Source organism: Rhizobium sp. ERR 942 (genome assembly GCF_007828395.1).
Taxonomy (GTDB): domain Bacteria; phylum Pseudomonadota; class Alphaproteobacteria; order Rhizobiales; family Rhizobiaceae; genus Rhizobium; species Rhizobium dioscoreae.
In genome coordinates this window covers 121,193-143,086 of sequence record NZ_VIUA01000006.1, presented here as the reverse complement: position 1 = coordinate 143,086, position 21,894 = coordinate 121,193, and the positions used below count along the sequence as shown (strand labels likewise).

The 21,894-nt window shown below is 60.7% G+C and carries 20 protein-coding genes; all 20 read right to left on the bottom strand.

The genetic code is table 11. The annotated features are described in order from the left end of the window. Window positions 1-47: 47 nt before the first annotated feature. A complete protein-coding gene (locus FBZ97_RS23975) occupies window positions 48-749 on the bottom strand; it encodes a tRNA (guanosine(46)-N(7))-methyltransferase TrmB (RefSeq protein WP_145322277.1) in 702 nt (233 codons plus the stop codon). Continuing rightward, window positions 746-1,999 carry a methionine adenosyltransferase gene (gene metK, locus FBZ97_RS23970; RefSeq protein WP_095433815.1) on the bottom strand — a complete coding sequence of 418 codons (1,254 nt, stop codon included), beginning with the start codon at window positions 1,997-1,999 and terminating at the stop codon, window positions 746-748. The genes FBZ97_RS23975 and metK overlap by 4 nt, the downstream gene beginning before the upstream one ends. Window positions 2,000-2,186: 187 nt before the next feature. After that, entirely contained in the window at window positions 2,187-2,606 is a 420-nt protein-coding gene (locus FBZ97_RS23965; RefSeq protein WP_041677790.1) for a helix-turn-helix domain-containing protein, read from the bottom strand. A 151-nt stretch (window positions 2,607-2,757) separates the two neighbouring features. Further along, window positions 2,758-4,359, bottom strand: a complete 1,602-nt coding sequence (gene lnt / locus FBZ97_RS23960; RefSeq protein ID WP_145322275.1) for an apolipoprotein N-acyltransferase — start codon at window positions 4,357-4,359, stop codon at window positions 2,758-2,760. A 78-nt stretch (window positions 4,360-4,437) separates the two neighbouring features. Continuing rightward, on the bottom strand, window positions 4,438-5,610 hold the full coding sequence (locus FBZ97_RS23955) for a hemolysin family protein (RefSeq protein ID WP_145322273.1): 1,173 nt from the start codon (window positions 5,608-5,610) through the stop codon (window positions 4,438-4,440). A gap of 25 nt (window positions 5,611-5,635) precedes the next feature. After that, the gene (ybeY, locus tag FBZ97_RS23950) at window positions 5,636-6,142 is read right to left on the bottom strand and encodes an rRNA maturation RNase YbeY (RefSeq protein WP_145322271.1); all 507 of its coding nucleotides are present in this window, start codon (window positions 6,140-6,142) and stop codon (window positions 5,636-5,638) included. A 19-nt stretch (window positions 6,143-6,161) separates the two neighbouring features. Beyond that, the gene (locus FBZ97_RS23945; RefSeq protein ID WP_069611161.1) at window positions 6,162-7,214 is read right to left on the bottom strand and encodes a PhoH family protein; all 1,053 of its coding nucleotides are present in this window, start codon (window positions 7,212-7,214) and stop codon (window positions 6,162-6,164) included. A gap of 30 nt (window positions 7,215-7,244) precedes the next feature. Further along, window positions 7,245-8,657: a tRNA (N6-isopentenyl adenosine(37)-C2)-methylthiotransferase MiaB gene (gene miaB / locus FBZ97_RS23940; RefSeq protein WP_113329997.1), complete on the bottom strand. Its 1,413-nt coding sequence runs from the start codon at window positions 8,655-8,657 to the stop codon at window positions 7,245-7,247. A 61-nt stretch (window positions 8,658-8,718) separates the two neighbouring features. Continuing rightward, window positions 8,719-9,516, bottom strand: coding sequence for a 1-acyl-sn-glycerol-3-phosphate acyltransferase (locus tag FBZ97_RS23935; RefSeq protein WP_113329996.1), 798 nt, complete (start codon window positions 9,514-9,516; stop codon window positions 8,719-8,721). Window positions 9,517-9,546: 30 nt separating this feature from the next. Next, window positions 9,547-9,975 (bottom strand): Fur family transcriptional regulator, encoded by a 429-nt coding sequence (locus tag FBZ97_RS23930; protein WP_113329995.1) that lies wholly within the window; start codon window positions 9,973-9,975, stop codon window positions 9,547-9,549. Between the two features lie 39 nt (window positions 9,976-10,014). Beyond that, window positions 10,015-10,509 carry an N-acetyltransferase gene (locus tag FBZ97_RS23925; RefSeq protein ID WP_113329994.1) on the bottom strand — a complete coding sequence of 165 codons (495 nt, stop codon included), beginning with the start codon at window positions 10,507-10,509 and terminating at the stop codon, window positions 10,015-10,017. Between the two features lie 2 nt (window positions 10,510-10,511). Beyond that, the gene (gene tsaB, locus FBZ97_RS23920; protein ID WP_113329993.1) at window positions 10,512-11,168 is read right to left on the bottom strand and encodes a tRNA (adenosine(37)-N6)-threonylcarbamoyltransferase complex dimerization subunit type 1 TsaB; all 657 of its coding nucleotides are present in this window, start codon (window positions 11,166-11,168) and stop codon (window positions 10,512-10,514) included. Between the two features lie 24 nt (window positions 11,169-11,192). Beyond that, complete coding sequence (locus FBZ97_RS23915) at window positions 11,193-11,759, bottom strand: NifU family protein (protein WP_113249832.1); 567 nt, start codon at window positions 11,757-11,759, stop codon at window positions 11,193-11,195. A gap of 116 nt (window positions 11,760-11,875) precedes the next feature. Further along, window positions 11,876-12,367: a universal stress protein gene (locus FBZ97_RS23910; protein ID WP_095433804.1), complete on the bottom strand. Its 492-nt coding sequence runs from the start codon at window positions 12,365-12,367 to the stop codon at window positions 11,876-11,878. Between the two features lie 75 nt (window positions 12,368-12,442). Further along, window positions 12,443-13,507: a tryptophan--tRNA ligase gene (gene trpS, locus FBZ97_RS23905; RefSeq protein ID WP_145322270.1), complete on the bottom strand. Its 1,065-nt coding sequence runs from the start codon at window positions 13,505-13,507 to the stop codon at window positions 12,443-12,445. Between the two features lie 110 nt (window positions 13,508-13,617). Then, the gene (locus FBZ97_RS23900) at window positions 13,618-14,010 is read right to left on the bottom strand and encodes a VOC family protein (RefSeq protein ID WP_113351315.1); all 393 of its coding nucleotides are present in this window, start codon (window positions 14,008-14,010) and stop codon (window positions 13,618-13,620) included. Between the two features lie 115 nt (window positions 14,011-14,125). Continuing rightward, window positions 14,126-15,727 (bottom strand): murein biosynthesis integral membrane protein MurJ, encoded by a 1,602-nt coding sequence (murJ, locus tag FBZ97_RS23895; RefSeq protein ID WP_113329991.1) that lies wholly within the window; start codon window positions 15,725-15,727, stop codon window positions 14,126-14,128. Then, complete coding sequence (locus FBZ97_RS23890) at window positions 15,724-18,639, bottom strand: [protein-PII] uridylyltransferase (protein ID WP_145322268.1); 2,916 nt, start codon at window positions 18,637-18,639, stop codon at window positions 15,724-15,726. Before FBZ97_RS23890 ends, murJ begins: the two co-directional genes overlap by 4 nt. Before the next feature lie 158 nt (window positions 18,640-18,797). Next, complete coding sequence (locus FBZ97_RS23885) at window positions 18,798-19,091, bottom strand: hypothetical protein (protein ID WP_145322754.1); 294 nt, start codon at window positions 19,089-19,091, stop codon at window positions 18,798-18,800. A 28-nt stretch (window positions 19,092-19,119) separates the two neighbouring features. Then, entirely contained in the window at window positions 19,120-21,861 is a 2,742-nt protein-coding gene (mutS, locus tag FBZ97_RS23880; protein ID WP_145322266.1) for a DNA mismatch repair protein MutS, read from the bottom strand. Window positions 21,862-21,894 lie beyond the last annotated feature (33 nt).

Here is a 21,894-nt window from a genome sequence, read left to right as displayed (position 1 = left end):
ATAGTGTGAATATTTCAATCTGAAATTCTCGCCCGTAATTGGAGCGATCAGACCCTCTTGAAGGTCAGATAGGCCGACGAGCGCCCTTCGCGCCTGGCCTTGGCTTCGTAGCGCGTGCTCGGCCAGCCCTCATAGGGCGTCAGCCAGTCGGCGGCGTTCTGCGCGGTCCACTCGAAGCCGCCATGCGCCTGGCAATGCTGCAGCGTCCAATTGACGTAGGTGTCGATATCGGAGGCGAAGCAGAAGAGCGCGCCCGGCTTCAGGACGCGATGGAAGCGGGCAAGATTCACCCGAGAGACGAAACGGCGCTTCCAGTGCTTCTTCTTCGGCCAGGGATCAGGATAGAGCAGATCGATCTGATCTAGGCAGCCGTTAGGCAGCCAATCCAGTACCTGCGTCGCGTCGTCATTGTAGACGCGAATATTGCGTGCACCCGCGTCGTCGACGCTAGCAAGCAACTTCTGCATCGAGTTGACGAAAGGTTCCACGCCGATGAAGCCGGTCTTTGGCTGCTCCAGCGCCCGGTGAATCAGATGCTCTCCACCGCCGAAACCGATTTCAAGGCGCAGACGCTCGGTCGGCACCGGGAAAAGGTCGTTCAGCGGCTGCGGCGCCGGGGCGGAAAGGTCGACGATGAACTGCGGCAGCAATGCTTCCAGCTTTTCAGCCTGCTGGCTGCGCAAGGCTTTACCCTTGCGCCGGCCGAAGAATGCTTCCGTCGCCCGCGACCGGCGCTCGGTATCGATCATGCGGCTTCCCGGAGCTTTACGGCTTCCTTGAGGGCCTTCACCAGGTCCGTACGCTCCCAGGAGAAGGAGCCGTCACGGCCGGCCTTGCGGCCGAAGTGACCGTAAGCCGAAGTCTTGGCGTAGATCGGCTTGTTGAGATCGAGGTGGCGGCGGATGCCGGTCGGCGAAAGGTCCATGTTCTTGCGGATGGCCGCTTCGACCTGATCCTCGGTGACGCCCTTGCCCGTGCCGTGCAGGTCGACATAGATCGACAGCGGCTGAGCAACGCCGATGGCGTAGGAGAGCTGGATCGTGCAGCGATCGGAAAGACCGGCGGCAACAACGTTCTTCGCCAGATAGCGGGCCGCATAGGCTGCGGAACGGTCGACCTTGGTCGTGTCCTTGCCGGAGAATGCACCGCCGCCATGCGGGGCTGCGCCGCCATAGGTGTCGACGATGATCTTGCGGCCGGTGAGGCCGGCGTCGCCGTCCGGACCGCCGATGACGAACTTGCCCGTGGGATTGATGTACCACTTGCAATCGGAAGCGATCTTCAGGTCGCCGAGCGCTTCGACGATATAGGGCTCGACAACGGCACGAACCTTCTTCGAATCCCAGCTCTCGTCGAGATGCTGGGTAGACAGCACGATCGAGGTCACTTCGGACGGCTTGCCGTCGACGTAACGGACCGTCACCTGGCTCTTGGCGTCCGGGCCGAGCTTGGCAACTTCACCATCGCCCTTCTTGCGGGCGGTAGCGAGCAGCTGCAGAATCTTGTGCGAATAGTAGATCGGCGCCGGCATGAGATCAGGCGTTTCCTTGCAGGCGTAGCCGAACATGATGCCCTGGTCGCCAGCACCTTCGTCGCCCTGCTGGTCGGCGGCATTGTCGACGCCCTGGGCGATATCGGCAGATTGCGAATGCAGGAGCACGTCGATGCGGGCCTTCTTCCAGTGGAAGCCGTCCTGTTCGTAGCCGATGTCCTTAATGGCGCGGCGTGCGGCAGCCTTGAACTTCGAAGGATTGATGACGTCGTTGCCATCCTTGTCCTTCTTCATCAGGCTCGGCGGCAAACGCACTTCGCCGGCGATGACGACGCGATTGGTGGTGGCAAGGGTCTCGCATGCAATGCGCACGGTCCATGGGTTTACGCCGGTCTTTGCAGCCTCGCGGTAAACCAGATCGACGATTTCATCGGAAATGCGGTCACAAACTTTATCCGGGTGACCTTCGGCAACAGACTCACTCGTAAACAGATAATTCGCGCGCATGCGGGATTCCCCTCAAAGAACAAATCTCTGCTTTTGATATTCGTCTCCGCCTCGAAAAACAAGCCGCACAAGGACATAAATATATCTTTATATCCCCGTTCAAGTGATAAAATTTTGCCGTAAATAGCGAAAAGGCGGCCAAAATGACCGCCTCTCGACTTTGTCGGTTTAACCCCGCTTCGAAGGGTTATTCGGCATCCGCCTCGGCCGCGAGCGCCTTGACCAGCTCGACAACCTTGCGTCGGACCTTGCCATCGGAAATTTTCACGAAGGCGCGGTTGAGCTGCAATCCTTCGGAAGACGACAGAAAGTCGACGACGTAGTTGGAGCTGGATGCCTCGGCCATGCCGCCCGCACCGGCCGCGTGCTCGCCCGGCGCATCCTCGAAAAAGAAGGAAACCGGGACATTGAGGATGCTGGAGATATTCTGGAGGCGGCTGGCGCCAACGCGGTTGGTACCTTTTTCGTATTTCTGGATTTGTTGAAACGTGATTCCGAGGCTTTCGCCGAGCTTCTCCTGGCTCATGCCAAGCATCGTGCGGCGGAGGCGTATGCGGCTACCGACATGAATGTCGATGGGGTTCGGCTTCTTTTTATTCTCAATCATCATTTTACCCTAACATAGGTTGAATTCAGGACCTGCCACCCGGTACCCTTCACCACCCCTATAACGCCACGTTGCAGCCGACGCCCCCAAGGCCTCCAGTCTACGTTCGAAAGGCGGACATCTAGCACTATGCAATTTTAGGGTTTTTTGGTCAATTCACCCTGAAAATAAAACCCATGCGCGAAATCACGGCAATCATGCCGACTGCTCCGATGATCAACCAAAAGTATGTTTTTCTGGCTTTATCGTCGATGCGCGATACGGTTGCGCCACCTAAAGTGGTATCTATAAAGCCTTGCTGATTATAATCGATACCGGAAAGCACCCGTCCATGTGCATCAACAAATGCTGAAATGCCGGTATTGGCGCTTCGAATCAACGGCAGCCCCTGCTCCACCGCCCTCACCCTTGCCTGCTGGAAATGCTGGTATGGGCCAGGCGTATCGCCGAACCAGCCGTCGTTCGTGACGTTCAAGATGGCGTCGGCCTGCCAGATCTCCGGAGTCATCTCGTTCGGAAAAATGATCTCGTAACAGATCAGCGGATAGAATTTCAGGCCATCCGGCATGCTCAGCAATTCCCGTTTGGCGGTCGCTGAAAACCCTCCCGGCAGTTCCACGACGTTCTCGATGCCGAGATAGCTCAGAATGTGCTCGAAGGGCACGTATTCGCCGAAGGGGACGAGATGGGTCTTGTCGGACGCACCGATGATCTGTCCGCGACCGTCGATGACATAGATCGAATTGTAATAGCGCGGCTCGACTCCCGGCCCCATGTCTTCGACGCGGACGGCGCCGGTGATCAGGATCTGATCGTCTTCGAGCTGATCGGCAATACGGGCGAGCGCATCGCGGTTATCGGTGAGGATGAAGGGCACGGCCGTTTCCGGCCAGACGATGATGTCGGGCCGTTTGCCGCCATTGGCAGGCGGCTGGACCGAGAGCGCCAAATGCTTGTCGAAGATGGCGGCACGGTCGGCGGCCGTATCCATCTTGGTTTCCTGGTCGATGGACGGCTGAACGATACGTACCATAGGTGCCGTCTTGGCATCGGCCAACGGCGCTTCCGGCTGGCCCAGTGCGTAATAACCATAACCGAAATGAGCGGCGGCGATGAGGACAGCAAGGCCGATCCCCGGCACCCGCCCCTGGCGCGTGCCGAGCAGCGCAGGTGTCGCAAAGACGAAGACGGCAAGCACGGTCACTCCGAGCACACCGACGACATGCGCCGACTGCATCATCAGCGGAATGGGCATGGCGCCATAGCCGATTGCATTCCAGGGAAAGCCGGTGAAAAGAAAGCTGCGCAGCCATTCCAGGATACCGAAACTGAAGGCAAGCGCGGCGATGCGCCCCATGCCGTCGGACCACAGGATCCGTGCAAGCACGGTCGCGACGCCGTAGAAAACGGCCAGAAAGGCCGGCAGGCCGAGGATTGCCAGCGGCAGCGCCCAGGCGAACTCATAGGCATCGATCAATAGCGCATGGCCGAGCCACCAGAGGCCGGCGACAAAATAGCCGAAGCCGAACAGCCAGCCGGTGAAGAAGGCGGGCCAGAGGCGCCCGAGCAGACCGCTATCCGGGCCGGCAGCAACGCCATCCAGCAGCCAGATGAGCAGCGTGAACGAGACGAACATTGCCGCGAAGAAGCCGAAGGGCGGCAGCGCCAGTACGCCGATGGCACCGGCTAAGACCGTAAGCAACGCACGTTTGAAACCCCAGACGAGGATCACCCTGCCCGAAAGCCATTCCATGCGTCAGCTCCGTCCAATCGCGAATCAATTGGGCGCAGTCTTTCAAAAATGCAGCGATTTGTCCCGCTCTCACGCCATTTATTGGCGGGCGGCGTCACGCTCGGCCCGCGTTTCTTCGGCGATCGTTTCCGGTGCCGGCAAATCGCGCTCCGGCGTACCGGCATCGCCTTCCAGCTTGACGGTCGGGCGGCGACGGGCGGCGTGACGCTTACGCGTGATGCGCACCCGCTTGATGCGGCGCGGATCGGCATCGAGAATATGGAATTCGAAACCGGGAAGCGCCTGCACCACCTCACCACGCACCGGAATGCGGCCCAGCGCGGAGAAGATCAGGCCGCCGAGCGTGTCCACCTCGTCCACCTGCTCGGCGATGTCGAAATCCGGACCGATCGCGGCTGCGATCTCCTCCAGCTCGACACGGGCGTCGGCTACGAAGACATCCTCGGAGACGCGCTTGAACATCACTTCTTCGTCGTCGTGCTCGTCATCAATATCGCCGACGACCATTTCGACGATGTCCTCATGCGACGCCAGGCCGTCCGTGCCACCGTATTCATCGATCACGAGGGCCATCTGCGTTCGGTTGACCTGCATGCGGCGCAGGAGATCGGAGGCAAGCATCGAAGGCGGCACGAACAGGATCTTGCGGATGATACCAGCCTCGACCAGCGTCTTCTGCAGATCGACACGCGACAGATCGAAGTTCGGCTTGGCCGAGCGTGCCGGCTTTTCGGCTGCAGGTGCAGCCGCTGCAGCAGCCGCCGACTTAGCACTGCCGCTGCGGCGCTTGTTGCGGGCCTGTTTGGCGACATAGGACAGCAGGTCGCGGATATGCACCATGCCGCGCGGATCATCGAGCGTATCGGCATAGACGGGCATGCGCGAGCGGCCGCTTTCCTCGAAGAGGATCATCAGCTCGCCGATGGTGATGTTCTGATCCACGGCCTCGATATCGGCGCGCGGCACCATGACATCCTCGACGCGCACCTCGCGGAAGCGCAGGATGTTGTGCAGCATTGCACGCTCATCGGGCGAAAAGGCATCATCACCGGCAGCGTTGGTCATCAACGCGTCGGCAAGGTCCTCGCGCAAGCGGGCGGCGTCCTGCGCCGGGCGCAGAATCCGCGCGGCACGTGCCCAGAATGAAGAGTGGGATCGCTTGCCGTTGCTACTACTGCCTACCTCGTCGGAGGAGGCTGCGTCGGCTCCGTCTTTGGCCTCGGGGGCCGATCTTGTCGTAAAGTCGCTCATTGTTCCTGGTCAGACAGGGTTCAGATCAAATGGGGTCTTGTCCCGCATAGGGATCAGATAGGCCAAGACTAGCCAAAATGCGAGTCTCCAGCCCCTCCATTCTTTCGGCTTCGCTATTATTCATATGGTCGTAGCCGAAGAGATGCAAGAAACCATGCACCATCAAATGCGTCAGATGGTCGTCAAAACTCTTTTCGAGATCCACCGCCTCACGCTCCACCGTCTCCCTGGCGATGATGATATCGCCCAGCATCGGGCCGGGCTTGCCGCCGGGCTGCAGCGGAAAAGCCGGAAAGGACAGAACGTTCGTCGCCTTGTCCTGAGAGCGCCATTCCGCATTGATCTCGCGGATCGAAGCGTCGTCGGTAAAGACCAGCGACAATTCAGGGGCCATTTTTGGAAATGGCTGCTTCTCGTGCTTCTTGAGATAATTTGCAGCTTCGCCCAGCACCCGCTCGGCAAGTGACTGCAACACCTCTTCGGAGGGCCAATCGCCCTCCTCCACGCTGATCTGTATATCGAGTTCGGCCATGAGCTTTCGTAACCGCAGATCAGATCTGCGGATCGCTTTCCTCTGCCTTTGCGGCATAGGTGGAATCGTAGGCCCGGACGATGCGCGCCACCAGCGGATGGCGGACGACGTCCGTATCCTTGAAGCGGACGATGGTGATGCCCTCGACGCCATCCAGCAGCTGCAGCGCTTCCACGAGGCCGGATTTGACGCCGCGCGGCAAGTCGATCTGGCTTGGGTCGCCCGTCACAATCATCCGCGAGTTCTCGCCGAGACGCGTCAGAAACATCTTCATCTGCATGGATGTGGTGTTCTGCGCCTCATCGAGGATGACGGCAGCATTGGAGAGCGTGCGGCCACGCATGAAAGCGAGCGGCGCGATCTCGATGACGCCTGCAGTGATAGCACGCTCGACCTTGTCGCCGGGCATCATGTCGTAAAGCGCGTCATAGAGCGGGCGCAGATAGGGATCGACCTTTTCCTTCATGTCGCCAGGCAGGAAGCCGAGCCGCTCGCCGGCTTCGACGGCCGGGCGCGACAGGATGATCTTTTCAACGGCACCGCGCTCCAGAAGCTGGGCGGCGTGCGCGACGGCGAGATAGGTCTTGCCCGTACCGGCAGGTCCGACACCGAGGACGAGCTCGGACCGCTCCAGCGCCCGCATATAGGCATCCTGGGTCGGCGTCCGCGCGATGATCGTCTTCTTGCGCGTTGAAATCTGCGCCATCGTCAACTTGGCTTTTCTCTCCATGGTCGGCAGCGTCAATTGATCGTCGGCGGCAACCGCCATGCGGATTGCCCCTTCCACATCGGAACGCTCCACATTGCCGCCTTTTTGCAGCTTGTCATAGAGATAATCGAGCGTGCGGCGTGCCTGATTGGTGGCCAGCACATCGCCTGTGATGACGACGGAATTGCCGCGAGCACGCGCATCGATGCCGAGGCGCTCCTCAAGCAGCTTCAAATTCTGGTCGAACTGCCCGAAAAGCTCACTGGCGAACCGATTATTCTCGAACGTCAGGGTGAAGTGATTGGCGTCGCTCGCGGTGCGGGGCTGGCGCGATGAAGAAGAAACCAATTCCTGTCCGTTCAAGCGGTGCGGCTCCTTGTGCCCGTCCGGAACCTAGAGCAATTCAGCAAAAAGGCTGTTGGTGCTGGTTCCGGTGATTCGTACGTTAATAATGTCACCGATTTGCGATGCTTTTGCATCAACATTCACAGACTGCAGCCAGGGAGAGCGTCCGATCAACTGGCCCGGCATCCGGCCCGGCTTTTCCAGAAGGATATCCACTGTTTTGCCCACACAGGCCTCGGCAAACGCATGCTGCTGCTTCAGCAACAATGCCTGCAAACGCTCCAGCCGCTCGGTCTTGACCTCTTCGGGCACCTGATCCTTCAATTCCGCGCCGGGTGTGCCCGGCCGCGTGGAATATTTGAACGAGAAGGCCTGTGCATAATTCACCTCCTCGATAAGCTTCAGTGTATCCTCAAAATCCTGGTCTGTCTCCCCCGGGAAGCCGACGATGAAATCGCCCGAAAGAGCGATATCCGGGCGTGCAGTGCGGATCTTCTCGATGAGCGTCAGATATTCCGCGGCCGTATGCCGCCTGTTCATCGCCTTCAGGATGCGGTCGGAGCCCGCCTGAACGGGCAGATGCAGATAGGGCATCAGCGTCCGCAGGTCGCGATGGGCGCCGATGAGGCGGTCGTCCATGTCGCGCGGGTGGCTGGTGGTGTAACGCAGGCGCGCGAGGCCGGGGATCTCGGCGAGACGATAGAGGAGATCGCCGAGGCTCCAAGCCTCGCCCTTCGGGCCAGCGCCATGCCAGGCATTGACGTTCTGGCCGAGCAGCGTGATTTCGCGCACGCCGCCATCGACCAGTTTCTCGGCCTCTTCGACGATCTGCGCGACCGGGCGGGAGACCTCGGAGCCGCGCGTATATGGCACGACACAGAAGGTGCAGAACTTGTCACAGCCTTCCTGCACCGTCAGAAAGGCAGTGACGCCGCGGGCGCGGATCTTCGTCTTTTCGGCGATCGGCAGATGCTCGAACTTGTCCTCGATCGCATATTCCGTGTCGACGACGCGCTGGCCCTCCTTGGCGCGGCGAAGCGCATCCGGCAGGCGATGATACGTTTGCGGGCCGATGACGACATCGACGGCAGGCGCGCGCCGCAGGATTTCCTCGCCCTCCGCTTGCGCGACGCAGCCGGTGACGCCGATCATCATCTCGCGACCATCGGCCGCTTTGCGCTTCTTCATTTCGCGCAGTCGGCCGAGCGCGGAATAGACCTTTTCGGCAGCCTTCTCGCGGATGTGGCAGGTGTTCAAAAGGACAAGGTCGGCCTCCTCCATGTCCTCGGTCGGCTCATAGCCGTCGCGGGAAAGCGCATCGCTCATCCGCGTGGAATCATAGACGTTCATCTGGCAACCGTAGGTCTTGATGAAAACCTTGCGGCTGTTGGAGCCATCGCGGGGACCGAGCTGCAAAGCGTCGGCCGCCGGGGCGTCGAGGGTTAGGCTGTCCTTGGTCATGGGCCGCTATGTAGTGGCTTTTGCTTTCGGAGAAAATGAAAAAGTTGGAATCACCTGGAAATCAGGCGATCTCGCGCCCGAGCAGGCGGCTGGCAAGCATATTGCGGATGCGCCTGGCGATGGTGGCGCTGACTTCCTTGCGATTGGTGCCGGCGCGATAATCCACCGCCTCGCCGAAACAGACGTCGACATCGATGGCACCGCACTGGATGATGCCCTTTAGGTGTGGCACAAGCTCGATGTCACCAGGCCATGCCGTCAGCGGGCGATAATAGCGGCCCATGGGCGTTCCGTGGACACGGGTATAGGCGACCGCGACCGGCTGGACATGCACGACGGCATCCGGCGCCTTCGGCAGGGCGGCAGCGGCCGCGCCGAACAGCGAGGACTTGACTTCGAGGAGGCGATTGCCGTCCGAGGTAGTTCCTTCAGGGAACAGCACCATGATTTCGCCGTCTGCCATACGGTCGGCGATTTCGTTCACCTGCTCGCCGGTCTTGCGCTTTTGCTCGCGCTCGACGAAGACGCTCTTCTGCCACTGCGCGAAAAGCCCGAAGATCGGCCAGTCCCGTACTTCGGATTTGGCGATGAAGGAGACATCGGCCACTGCTGAAAGCACGAGAATATCGAGCCAGGACGAATGGTTGGAGGCCAGCATGAGAGGCCGGCTCGTCTCCATCTTGCCGATCACATGAATGCGCACACCAAGCCAATAGCATACGATGCGATGCCAGTAGCGCGGCAGATAGCGCCGGAGCTTCCAGTCAAAGCGCAGGCAGAGGATCTGCAGCGGCAGCATCACCGCGCTGACGACACAAATAACCACGGCGGCACAGCCGATGCGCAGCCAGGTCATCAAATCGCTCGCTCCTGCATGAAAGCCTTCACGTCAACCTTCGTCCTTCTTCAGCGGGATGCCGTAAAGCTCCAGCCGGTGGTCGACGAGTTTGAAGCCGTGTTCGCGGGCGATGCGCTCCTGCAGCGCCTCGATCTCCGGCGAGTGGAATTCGATCACTTGACCGCTCTTCAGATCGATCAGATGGTCGTGGTGCTCTTCCGGCACGGTCTCGTAGCGGGAGCGCCCATCGCGGAAATCATGGCGGGCAAGAAGGCCGGCGTCCTCGAACAGCTTGACGGTGCGGTACACCGTGGAGATTGAGATTTTCGCATCCACTTTCACCGAGCGGCGATAGAGCTCCTCGACATCCGGGTGATCGCCGGAGCTCTCGATGATGCGCGCAATGACCCGGCGCTGCTCCGTCATGCGCATGCCGCGCTCGGCGCAAAGCTCCTCCAGGGATTTTACGGCGTCTTCCATCAATCGCTGTCTTCGGTCCAAATGAACTGTGACAAGGGACTAGCGAAGAACGCGGCGCATGACAAGCGCCGTCGATTTTTGTCCGTTTTCGCCGGCATAATAGGCCTTGCGCTCGCCGACCGTCTCGAAACCGAGCTTGCGATAGAGGCCGAGGGCCGGCTGATTGCTGCCGTCGACTTCGAGAAACATCGTTTCGCCGCCGCGATTGCGAGTTTCACGCAACGCCGCCTGCATGAGGCGCCAGCCAAGGCCGGAGCGTCCGAGTTTGGCATTGACGGCGATTGTCAGGATTTCGCCCTCGCCCGCCACATGCCGGGCCAGCACGAAGCCGGGAAGCGCCTTTTTAAGGATGGCATTGGTCTGGCGGGCAACGAAGCCGAAGGTGGTCTCCTGCGAAAGGAGACCCTGAAATTCAGTTTCGTCCCATACCCGCGGGAAGCGTTCGCCATGAAGGAGCGCCACTTCAGCGCAATCCTTCAGTTCCATCGGGACGATTTCGTATTCGGCTTTCAAGGTCAGATAGGATTCGAGCATGTCTATTGCCTGGCAACTGCGTATCCGGCCTGCGGTCTGGCATCGGGTCCGCGAAGATAAAGCGGCTTCGGCTTTTCGCCGGCAGGCTTGCCAGCGCCCAGCCGGGCGACGATGGCAATCGGAAATGCGTCTGGCCGCTCCGCAGGCGGCGCGTCGCTCAACCGGGCGACGGCCGTTCCGGTGACGACGCCATCGAATGCGCCGGCGATTGCCCGCGCTTCGTCGATCGTCACGGCCCGAGCCTCGTCCAGCGGGTTGCCATCGGCATCGAAGCTCTGGAGATAGATCTCCTCGCGCTTGGCATCGATGGCAGCCAGAACCGACTTGCCCGGATTCTGCGCTCTGGCGGTCGCGGCCATGACCTCGAGGGTCGTGACGCCAACCGCTGGAACATTGAGGGAAAGTGCAAAACCGCGCGCGGCTGCAACGCCAATGCGGATGCCGGTGAAGGAACCGGGGCCGACGGTCACGACAACACGCTCAATGGCCGAAAGCGTCACACCGGCTTTCGCCAGCGCCTCGTCGACAACGTGCATCAGATGCTCGGCATGCCCCCGTCCGATCGTTTCCGTGACCTCCCCCATCACAGAATCACTGCCGCTATCATACACAGCGGCAGCGCAATCCACACCTGCCGTGTCGAGCGCCAGTACGATCATGTCAATTTTTCCGCTAGGCCGGGATTAGACGGCTTCGACTTCCTGCACTTCCGGAACGAAATGGCGCAGCAGGTTCTGCACGCCATGCTTCAGAGTTGCCGTGGAGGACGGGCAGCCCGAGCACGATCCCTTCATGTTGAGGTAGACCTTGCCGTCACGGAAGCCGCGGAAGGTGATGTCGCCGCCATCCTGGGCAACGGCGGGACGAACGCGGGTATCGAGCAGCTCCTTGATGGTCAGCACGATGGCCTCGTCACCTTCATCGAAGAATTCGCCGCCGGCATCCTGCACTTCGGACAGAACGGATGCCGAGCCCATGACCGGCTTGCCGGACATGAAGTGCTCCATGATCGAACCGAGGATGGCGGGCTTCAGATGCTGCCATTCCTGATTTTCCTTGGAGACGGAAATGAAGTCATAGCCGAAGTAAACGCCGATCACGCCCGGGATTTCGAAGAGGCGAGCAGCGAGCGGCGAAGCTTCGGCTTCTTCGGCGCTGCGAAATTCGGCCGTGCCACTTTCCATCACCACTTTGCCCGGCAGAAACTTGAGGGTCGCGGGGTTCGGCGTCGCTTCGGTCTGAATGAACATCTTGATCTCCATGCGGCGGGCAGACGCCCGATCCCGACTTTAGAATATTTCAAAAGAAAATAGGCCTTTTGGCCATTCTATTCAAGAGAGTGTTTCTCAAGAAATGGCACACGCGATCAACTCAGCGCGTCGATTTCCTCGTTGCTCAGCGTATCCGGGAGCACCGTCACCGGGATCGGGAAAGCAGCGGCACGACCGGCGATCGACGAGACGAGCGGGCCTGGACCTTCCTTGGCGGAACCGGCGGCAAGCACGAGAAGAGCGATATCTCGATCCTCTTCAATCACGGCATTGATCTGCTCGGCGGCAGCACCCTCGCGGATGACGATTTCCGCGTCGATGCCGATGTTTTCGCGCACGGTTTGCGCAGCCTTTGCGGTTGCGGCCTCGGCCTCCTCGCGCGCTTCCGCCCGCATGATCTCCTCGACCCCAAGCCATTGCTGGAAGTCGCCCTCGGGGATCACATAGAGCAGCACGAGGCCGCCATTGGAATTCTTGGCGCGCCGGCCGGCATAATGGACGGCGCGCTGGCATTCAGGCGTGCCGTCGATGACCGCCATGAACTTGCGGCGATGACCTTCGAGCCGTGAGAGACGTTTTGAAACCATGCGGCGACTCTGACACCCGAAGGCGGCGTTTTGCAAGCCCCCGTTTGGGACCGAGAGGCTTGCATGACGATATCATCAATAGAGAAAGCCGATAATGTCGCGAATCTGCTTCATGGTCACGTCGGCGCGGGCGCGGGCGCGGGCACTGCCATCGCGCAGAACGGCGTCGATATGGCCAGGGTCGGCCATCAGGCGGCGCATTTCCATCGTGATCGGCGAGAGCACATGCACGGCGAGATCGACCAGCGCCGGCTTGAAGACCGAGAATTGCTGACCGCCGAACTCCGAAAGAACCTCGGCCTTCGACTTGTCGGCAAGCGCCGCATAGATGCCAACCAGATTGTCGGCTTCAGGCCGGCCGGCAAGACCGGCGATTTCGCTCGGCAAGCCATCCGGATCGGTCTTGGCCTTGCGGATCTTCTTCGAGATGTTTTCCTCGTCGTCGAGCAGGTTGATGCGCGAGAGGTCCGATGCGTCGGATTTCGACATCTTCTTCGTGCCGTCACGCAGCGACATGACGCGCGGCGCCGGGCCATCGATCAGCGGCTCGACCATGGGGAAATAGGCATGCACCGGCTCATCGCCGACGGTGATGTCGATGCCGTAGCCCGTGCGGCGAATATGCTCCATGTAGTCCAGATTGAACTTCATGGCGATGTCGCGGGTCAGCTCTAGATGCTGCTTCTGGTCGTCGCCGACCGGGACATGGGTGGCGCGATAGAGCAGAATGTCCGCCGCCATCAGGCTCGGATAGGCGTAAAGGCCAAGCGATGCCTGTTCGCGGTCCTTGCCCGCCTTGTCCTTGAACTGCGTCATGCGGTTCATCCAGCCGATGCGGGCGACGCAGTTAAAGATCCAGGCAAGCTCGGCATGGCCGGGCACGGCCGACTGATTGAAGACGATATGCTTTTCCGGATCGATGCCGGCGGCAAGGAAGGCCGCGGTGATCGAACGCGTTTGGTTCGGCATGTCCTCATGGACCAGCTGCGCCGTCAGCGCATGCATGTCGACGACGCAGTAGATGCAGTCGTTATTGGCCTGCAGGGCCACGAACTTGCGGATTGCGCCGAGATAGTTGCCGAGGTGGAGGTTGCCGGTAGGCTGAACGCCGGAGAATACGAGCGGCTTGAATTCGGTCATGTCGTCCTCAAAAGGCTTGTGGAGGGCCTGGGCGAGTGGCTCTCGACCCCTGGTTTCGTGCGGCTTATGCACGGCGGATAGGTTGGGATCAAGAGGTTATATGGGCAGTCTCAGGAAGAATGCTGGATCAGGTCCCAGGTGTTGCCGTAGGGATCGGCAAAGACCGCGACCGTGCCATAGACTTCATGGCGCGGTTCCTCCAGAAAATGCACGCCCTTTGCCTTCATAGCTGCATGATCGCGGGCGAAATCATCGGTCTTGAGGAAGAAGCCGACGCGGCCACCGGTCTGGTTGCCGATCGCCGCGCGCTGGCTGTCGCTGGCGGCCTGGGCGAGCAATAGCGCGGCGCCCTCGGTGCCTTTCGGTCTGACCACGACCCAGCGCTTGCCCTCCGGCTGCACCTCGTCGGCCAAGCACTCGAAGCCGAGGGCATCGCAATAGAAGGCTTTCGCGCGATCATAGTCATCGACGACGAGGGCGACGAGGAAGAGGGATTGGGGCATGGGAACTCCGTCTTATTTCCTGGCACGGCAGCATTAGCTACGATTCTCGGCTCGAAATAAAAACCTATAAAACGGATTCAATCTCGCACCGTTCGATCGGGCGAAGGAGCCTTTGTTATTCCCCGTTCGCCACCTCGGCATCTGGAGCGGTCGCGGCCCGCTTGCGCTTCAAATTGCGGCGTACCATGCCCAAATCCACGCCGCCGATCAGGAAGGCGACAATGAAATACACCGCCATCGCAATCAATATGAGCAAGCCCAGGATGCCGGTTTTGATGAGCAGCGACGAGCTCCCCCCCAGAAGCGGCTCCCAGCGATCAGACAAATATACGATAACGCCGCCCATGACGGCGGAGGATACGAGCAGCATCACAGTGCGGCGCGCCAGCGACCATTCCCAGGCGAGATGTCCGCGGCGATAGAGTGTGACGAAGAGCTGCACGGCGTTCAGCCATCCGGCAACCGCCTCAGCGAGCGCAATGCCGCGTTCGGCCAGCACCGGGAAAAGCAAGATGGACAGCGCCGAATTGACGGCGACGGCGACCGCCGTGTAGCGCATCGGCGATTTCGTATCTTCGCGGGCATAAAAGCCGGGCTGCAGTGCTTTAATCAGCACGAAAGCCGGCAGGCCAAGGCCGAAGATTGCGAGGATGGAGCCGACCAGCTTTGTATTTTCCGAGTTAAAGGCGCCGCGCTCGTAAAGCACGCGGATGATATCGTCAGAGAGCAGCCAGAGGGCAATAGCGGCCGGCAGGGTCAGGAACAGCACAAATTCGATCGAGCGGTTCTGGATATTGGCAGCTTCCTTGATATGGCCTGATTTCAGCGAGCGGGCTAGTTCCGGCAGAAGCACGATTCCGACCGCGACGCCGACGACGCCGAGCGGCAACTGGTAGATGCGGTCTGCATATTGCAGGGCGGCGATCGCGCCTTCCTTGCCCGAGGCAATTGCCTGGCCGATCACCAGATTGATCTGAGTGACGCCGCCGGTGATGGCCGCCGGGATCGCAAGAAGCAGGAGCCGTTTGACATTGGGCGTGAAGCGCGGAAAGCGCAGACCGATACTGATGCCGGCATGACGCACGCCGATATAGACGACCGCCAGCTGCAGCACGCCTGCCACCAGTACCGACCAGGACAAGTACCAGGCTGTGCTCAGCGGATCGGCGCCGTAGTAGATCGCATAGAACAGCGCACTGATCATCACTAGGTTTAGGAAGATCGGAGCCACGGCGGCAGCGAAGAAATGATGCAGCGAGTTCAGCATGCCGCTCATCATCGCCGTCAGCGACATCGACATGAGATAAGGGAACATCACGGCGGCCAACCGGACCGTCAGATCGAATTTCTCGGCATCGTCGGCGAAACCAGGTGCGATGACCCAACGCACCAGGAGCGGCATGGCTAGTTCCATGACGATAGTGATCAACAGCAGGACCGAGAAGAGAACGCCGAATACTTCCTCGGAAAACCGCTTGGCGCCGTCGATGCCATTCGCCTCGATCTCTTTTGCAAAAAGCGGCACGAAGGCGGCGTTGAAGGCGCCTTCGGCAAACAATCGGCGGAAGAGATTCGGAAAGCGGAAGGCGGCGTAGAAGACGTCGGCCATCGGCCCGGTGCCGAGGGCAGCGGCCATCAGCGTTTCGCGGGCGAAGCCGAAGATGCGGCTGCCGAGCGTCGCGCCACCGACCGTGATGAATTTCTTGACTAGGCTCATGCGGCTGAACCGGCTTTCTTCTCAGTGTCTGACTTTTCGACGGCGACGCCGCGCGTGGCGGCGGGCGCGATGATGCCGGAGGGCATGCGCTCGCGCATTTCATCCTCTTCGCCGGCCATGACGGCTTTCAGGCGGGCGGTGATATAGGCTCGCCTGTTCTCGTTGGAAATCTTCTGGCCTACCAGGTCGGCGACATAGAAGGTATCGATGACTTTTTCGCCGAAGGTGGTGATCCGCGCAGACTGGATATCGAGAGACAGGTCCGAAAGAACGGCCGTGATTTCCGACAGCAGGCCTGGGCGGTCGAGGCATTCGACCTCGATGACCGTGAACTTGTTGGAGAGGCTGTTGGTGATGATGACCGACGGCGGGATGACGAAAGCCTTATTCTTGCGGCGGTTCTTCGTGCGCGTCGCGATGACCTCCGGTAGCCGCTTGCGGCCGGCCAGCACGTCCTCGATCATCTTGCCGATGGTGCCGGCGCGGCGCAGTTCGTCGGCATCATCAGGAAATTCGCGGCTGACATGGATGGTGTCGAGCGCGCGGCCATCCGATGTCGTGAAGATCTGCGCATCGGCGATATTAGCGCCCGCAGCAGCGCAGGCGCCGGCAATCACGGTCAAAAGACGCGGATGGTCAGGCGAGAGCACGGTGATCTCGGTGATGGCGTGGAAGCTGTCGGTGCGCACCATGGTGGCGAGGACTTTGCCCGCCTTGTCGGATTCACGCATGAACTGCGTATGGCGGACCTGATCTTCCAGCGGCACGGACAGCAGATAGGGCTGATAGTGCAGCTTGACGTAGGCCTTGCGCTCCTTCTGGCTCCAATCCGCGAGTGCGTGTTCCAGCGCTTCGGCAGCAGCTTCGGCGCGTTCCTTGCGCGAAACTTCGGAGAAACCTCCTGACAGCAGCAGCTCCGTTTCATAATAGAGCGTGCGCAACAGCTGGCCCTTCCAGCCGTTCCAGACGCCGGGGCCTACGGCGCGGATATCACAGACGGTCAGGATCAGCAGCATCTTCAACCGGTCAAGCGACTGCACCCGGTCGGCGAAATCGATAATGGTCTTGCGGTCGGTCAGGTCGCGCGTCTGAGCGACCATCGACATGGTCAGATGTTCCGCGATCAGCCAGACCACCAGCTCCGTCTGCTTCGGCGAAAGGCCGAAGCGTGGGCAAAGCTTGCGTGCAACCGCGGCGCCGGCTTCCGAATGGTCCTCCTCGCGGCCCTTGGCAATGTCGTGCAGGAGGACGGCGACATAGAGAGCGTCGCGATCCTCGATGCCGGGCATCAGCTTGTTGGTCAGCGGATGAATATCCTCGGCCTTGCCCTTGTCGATCTCCGATAGCACCTCAACGGCGCGGATCAGATGCTCGTCCACCGTATAGTGATGATACATGTTGAACTGCATCATCGAGACGATCTTGCCAAATTCCGGAATGAAGCGGCCGAGCACGCCGGCCTCGTTCATGCGGCGCAGGATCAGCGCGGGATCGCGCTTCGAGGTGAGGATGGAGAGGAAGAGCCGGTTCGCCTCCTCGTTCTCGCGCAGATCGTTGTCGATGAGGTTCAGCGAGCGGGTGACGCGCTTCAACGCATCCGGATGGAATTCCAGCCCATTGATATCGGCAACGAAGAACAGCCGGATAAGGCTGACCGGATCGCGCTTGAAGACATCGGGATTGGCAAGCGCGATGCGGCCGCGGTCTTCGACGAATTCGACGGTGCCGGGGATCTTGCGCGAGCGGTTGGCAAAACGGCTGATGACGCCGGTGAGCCCCGGCGTGGCTTTCGCCTGCTGGTCCTCCAGTGCGGCGCAGAGGATGCGGGTGAGATCGCCGACATCCTTGGCGACAAGGAAATAATGCTTCATGAAGCGCTCGACGGCCGAAAGGCCCGGGCGGGCGTTATAGTCGAGGGCTGCGGCGATATCGCGCTGGATATCGAAGGAAAGCCGCTCTTCCGCCTTGCCGGTCAGGAAATGCATATGGCAGCGCACGGCCCAGAGGAAATCCTCGGCCTTCTCAAAGAGACGATATTCCTGTTTCGAGAGCACGCCGAGCTTTACCAGCTCGGCTGGATCGCGGACGTGATAGTAATATTTCGAGATCCAGAACAGCGTGTGCAGGTCGCGCAGGCCACCCTTGCCTTCCTTGACGTTGGGCTCGACGAGATAGCGGGTGTCGCCCGCCTTGCGGTGGCGCTCGTCACGCTCGGCGAGCTTGGCGGCGATGAATTCCGGGCCGGTATTGGTGACGATCTCCTTGTCGAAACGGGCTTGCAGCTCGCGCTCCAGCGCGATGTTGCCGCAGATATAGCGGGTTTCGAGAATGGCGGTGCGCACCGTCATGTCGGACTTGGCCTCTCGGATGCACTCCTCGACCGTGCGCGTGGCGTGGCCGACTTTGAAGCCCATGTCCCACAGCATATAGAGAATGAATTCGACCGCCTTGTGCGTCTCGCTCTCCGGCTTCGGCCGGAAGAGGAAGAGAAGGTCGATATCGGAGCCCGGCGCCAGCGTATCGCGGCCATAGCCGCCGACGGCGGTGACGGAGAAGGCGCCGGCCTGCTTCGGATAGACGTGATGGACGGTGAAATCGTAGAGGACGGTGATGATCTGGTCCTGCAGCCAGGAAATCCGGTGCGCGCAATTAAGCCCGCTGCCGTCGGCGATCAGCAACCGCCGCGCTTCTTCCCGTCCATCCTGGCTTGCCTTTTTCAACAGCGCCAGCAGTGCGGAGCGCTCTTCATTCTTATCCAGGCCGCGTTTGGCGAGGGTCTCGCACTCCGCCTTCAGCGCGGATACATCGAGAATGGTCGAAAAATCGATATGATGCGTTTCCATGCTCTGCCGATCGGCTTTCTCTTCGCTGACCGCGGTCCGTTGCCGGCGCGCCCGTCTTTTCGTCTGCATGCGCTATAGCCTCTTTGCCCAGCGATTGACACAGGCATTCTACGCCCGCATCCCCAAAGCCAGCTGGAGCCGATCATCTCGAATCGATGATCCGTCAAGATTTCTATCGGGCCAAGGTTGACGAAGCGTGACGGCCATCGACGCAGAAATCGGCAGTTTTAGGGCCTTGCCGGCCCAAGTGCCCGTCTGAGCTCGTTCAAACTATATAGTATGTTTCGCGATTGAGCGCCGATCTGCGTCACCATTTCGCGCTCGCATTCCCAATAACCGGCCTTGGCGATCTTGGAGCAGATATCGGAAATGCGGCTGCAGGACAGCGTGATATCGAGCAGGCCCCGATCGGATTCACAGTCCGGGGCTTCGCCCTCGCCGCAGATCTTGCCGCGCGCGGCGATCGGAGAGAAGCGCTCACCCAGAATGCGGACTTCGGCGAGAAGAACTTCGAGATACATCATATTGCCTTTGGAATATCGCCTGCGGTCAACTGGTCTTGGTAAGCGTTTTCTTCAGTTCATAGAGCACATCCAGGGCGGCTCGCGGCGTCAGATCGTCAAGATCGAGCGTTTTCAGCCGTTCCTCAACCTTGGACGGCTCGCGCCGGCCAACGGCTTCCTCCCGGCGGACGGCCACCTGGAAGAGGGGGAGATCATCAATGAGCTGGCTTGCCGGATTCTTGCGGTCGGCATCTTCAAGCCGCGTCAGGACATCGCGGGCGCGCGCCACAACGGAAGCCGGCAGACCGGCGAGTCGCGCCACCTGGATACCGTAGGAGCGATCGGCAGCCCCCGGCCCAACCTCGTGCAGGAAGATGACATCGCCATCCCATTCCTTGACGCGCATGGTGGCATTGGAAAGCCGGCCGAGCTTTTCCGAGAGCACGGTCAGCTCGTGGAAATGCGTGGCGAACAGACCGCGGCATCGGTTGGCTTCATGCAGATGCTCGACGGCTGCCCATGCGATCGAAAGACCGTCGAAGGTCGCGGTGCCACGACCGATCTCGTCGAGGATGACGAGGGAGCGTTCCGTTGCCTGGTTGAGGATCGCCGCCGTCTCGACCATCTCGACCATGAAGGTCGAGCGGCCACGGGCAAGATCATCGGAAGCGCCGACGCGCGAGAAGAGCCGGTCGACGATACCGATATGGGCCGAAGCGGCGGGCACGAAGGAGCCCATCTGCCCTAGAATAGCGATCAAAGCATTCTGGCGCAGGAAGGTGGATTTACCGCCCATGTTCGGGCCGGTCAGGAGCCAGATGGCGCCATCCTTGCCGTCGGCTTTCGGCGAAAGATCGCAATTGTTGGCGACGAACGGACCGCCGGCCTGACGGCGCAGCGCCTGTTCGACGACTGGATGACGGCCGCCTTCGATCGCGAACATGCGGCTGCCGTCGACGACGGGCCGGCAATAGGCCTGCTCCTCGGCAAGCAGTGCAAGCCCCGCCGCGACATCGATCACCGACAACGCGCGGGCGCCGGTCTTGATCGCCTCGGCAGCGGCCACAACGGCCGCAACCATGCGGTCGAAGGCCTCGAGTTCGATCGCCAGCGCCTTGTCGGCGGCATTGGCAATGCGGCTTTCAAGATCGGCAAGTTCTGTAGTGGTGAAGCGCATGGCATTCGCCATGGTCTGGCGATGGATGAAGCGCGCCTTGGCTTCGCTGGTGTCCGTCATCGGACCGGCATTGCCGGCGGTGACCTCGATAAAGTAGCCGAGCACATTATTGTGCTTGATCTTCAGCGACTTGATGCCGGTTTCCTCGGCATATTGCAGCTGCAGGCCGGCGATGACGCGGCGCGACTGGTCGCGCAGTGCCCGCACTTCATCCAGCTCGGCATTCGCCCCTTCCCGCAGGAAACCTCCGTCGCGCTTCAGCAGGGGCAGCTCGTCGGCAAGATTCGCCGCAAGCATGGCTTCGAGATCAGCCGGTAAAGCTTTCAGTCCGTCCAGTGCGGCGGCAAGCTCTTCCGGCAGCAAGGCGCCATCGAGAAGCCGGGCAAGATCGGCCGCCGCCGCCAGCCCCTGACGGATCGCCCAGAGATCGCGCGGGCCGCCACGATCGAGCGCAAGGCGCGACAGGGCGCGCGGCATGTCGGGCACATGCTTCAATGCCGAACGCAGATCGCTGCAGAGCGATGGCTCCTCGGTCAGAAAGCCGATCGAATCCAACCGTTCGTTGATACGGGCAGGGTCGGTCAGTGGCGACATCAGCCGCTCGGCAAGAAGGCGGGCACCGCCGCCGGTCACGGTACGGTCGATCGCCTTCAGCAGCGAACCGTTGCGGTCGCCGGAGAGCGTGCGCACCAGTTCGAGATTGGCGCGCGTGGCGGGATCAATGAAAAGTGTCGAGGCGCCGCTTTCGCGCTCCGGCAGTCCCAGCGGGGGCCGCTCGGCGAGCTGGGTCTTTTCGACATAGGCAATTGCAGCCGCAGCCGCAGCCAATTCGGCGCGGCTGAACGTGCCAAAACCATCGAGTGTCGAGACGCCGAAGTAACGCGTGATCCGTCCCTCGGCGCTGGCGCTGTCGAAGAGTACCGCCGGCTGCGGAACAGCGGTCCGGCCGAGGATATCGAAAACCGGCTTCAGCTCCGGATCATGAAACATCGTATCCGGCAGGATCAGTTCTCTCGGATCGATGCGCAGGATATCGGCGAGCAGCCGCGACGTCTCTGTTTCTGCAAGACGGAAGACGCCTGTCGAAATATCGATCCAGGCAAGCGCCAGCTGCGGCTCGGCGCCACCGCGAATACGGGTGAGCGCCATCAGATAATTGGATTCCGAGGGCGAAAGCAGCTTTTCTTCGGTGATCGTACCCGGCGTCACCAGGCGCACGACATCGCGCCGCACCACCGATTTGCCGCCGCGCTTTTTCGCTTCGGCAGGATCCTCCACCTGCTCGCATACAGCAACGCGGAAGCCGAGACCGATCAGCTTTTGCAGATAATCATCGGCGGCATGAACCGGCACGCCGCACATCGGGATATCCTGCCCCATGTGCTGGCCGCGCTTCGTCAGCGTGATGCCGAGCGCGCGCGAGGCGTCGATGGCGTCTTCGAAGAACAGTTCGTAGAAGTCGCCCATGCGATAGAACAGCAGCGAACCGGGATTATTCGCCTTGATCTCGATATATTGCTCCATCATCGGAGTGGCCGAGGCACGGCTTTCCTCCGAGGCAAGCTCGGCGGCCGAGAAAGCATCGATGCTGGCGTTAATACGTTCGTTCACGGAGGTGCAGTTTTTCCAAAAAAATGAGGTGCC